Source organism: Planktothrix sp. FACHB-1355 (genome assembly GCF_014748295.1).
In the GTDB taxonomy this organism is placed as follows: Bacteria; Cyanobacteriota; Cyanobacteriia; order Cyanobacteriales; family Aerosakkonemataceae; genus Aerosakkonema; species Aerosakkonema funiforme_A.
On sequence record NZ_JACJUP010001356.1, the window covers coordinates 1 to 1,576 of the forward strand.

The following is a 1,576-nucleotide window of genomic DNA, read 5'->3' on the forward strand; positions in this document are numbered from 1 at the left end:
AATAGGTAAGCAAAAACACCGCCCAGTTGATGAATTAATGGAAGATTTCGTTGCCATCAGTATTATTTTGCTTACCTATTCCCTGACAGAAATTGTCAACGGTTATGGATTTTTGGCTGTTTTTGTGGCTGGAATTGTAGCGCAGCGGAGTTATCGCGATCCAAAAAAGCGACTTTCTCAGTTAGAATTCATAGAGCGAATTGAAAAACTGATGGAAGTAGGCACAATTTTGCTACTGGGTTCTCTTTTGCGGCTACCGCAAATCCAGCAGTTTGCAGGACAAGGGCTATTAGTTGCAGGATTGTTAATTTTTATCATTCGACCGATCGGCGCTTGGATCTGTACAATAGGAGAAGGTTTGCTTTCCACAACCCGTTGGCTTTACGGTTGGTTTGGCATTCGCGGTGTCGGTTCCATCTATTATCTGTGCTATGCTTTTGGCAATGGCTTAAAAAATGAATTGGGCGAGCAAATTGCTTGGATTACCTATATTACGATCGTCATTTCCGTAGTTTTGCACGGCATTAGTGCCACACCACTAATGAACTGGTACGAGGATAATATTAAGAGCCGTCGTCAGAATGTTAAACCCATAGAAACGTCTGTTGACAAGTATTGATTAATTATGGAAGAGAAGAAAGTTAAAATAGATTCTCTCCAAGCTGAAGCATTATCGCTGTATGAAGCTGGATATTTTGCAGAAGCAGAAATCAAATACAAGGAAATCTTGGATTTGGATATTAATAATGCAGAAGCGTGGCGCGGTTTAGGAACGATCTACTATGTGCAAAAGCAATATCAAGATGCACTAGAAATGCTGTATAAATCCTTAAAGCTCGATTCCTCAAATGCCATTCAATATTATAATTTAGGTTTGGTTCAAGAAAAAATAGGTTATCTTGCCAAAGCAGTTCGGTACTATGAGAAAGCGATCGCACTCAATCCCCACTACATTGAAGCGTATCATAACTTGGGCAAAGTTTTCTCGGAAATGGGCTTGCTCGAACAAGCGGAAACAACTTTTATTCGCGCCATTGCTGTTCGAGAGAACTACTATCTTAATTATCTTAATTTAGCAAATATTTTAATGATGCGACAGCAAATTAATGAAGCGATCGCATCTTATAAAACCGCACTTCAGTTAAACCCCGGCGAGCCTTTAATTTTCCATAGTCTGGCGATTGCATTCCAGGCTAAAAATGAACCCGTACAAGCATACCTTTACTTTGGTTATGCAGCTTATTATCTAGGACAATATCCAGAAGCAATTAGCCATTATCAAAACTTTCTCAAAACCAAAACGGGAGATGTTGAACTTTACATCGCGTTAGCTGACTGTTATAAACATTTGCATGAATACAAACAAGCGATCCAAACTTATCGAGAAAGTCTGCAACTTTATCCCCAGGAAATAGAGCTTTACTTGCGATTGGCAATTATCCTGCAAGATTGCGGACAAACTCAAGCAGCGATCGAACTGATCGATGATGCTTTATTATTCTTCCCTGATGATATATCTCTCAAATTAGAACAGCTGCGAATCTTACCAATTATCTATAAAGATCTAGACGAAATT

2 protein-coding genes are annotated in these 1,576 nt (G+C 39.2%); both read left to right on the plus strand.

Annotation, left to right across the window (positions count from 1 at the left end; translation table 11 throughout):
• Positions 1–619 (plus strand): cation:proton antiporter (locus H6S82_RS32370; RefSeq protein ID WP_191057436.1); only part of this gene is annotated, 619 nt, incomplete at its 5' end.
• A gap of 6 nt (positions 620–625) precedes the next feature.
• On the plus strand, positions 626–1,576 hold a 951-nt coding region (locus tag H6S82_RS32375), incomplete at its 3' end, for a tetratricopeptide repeat protein (RefSeq protein WP_191057437.1).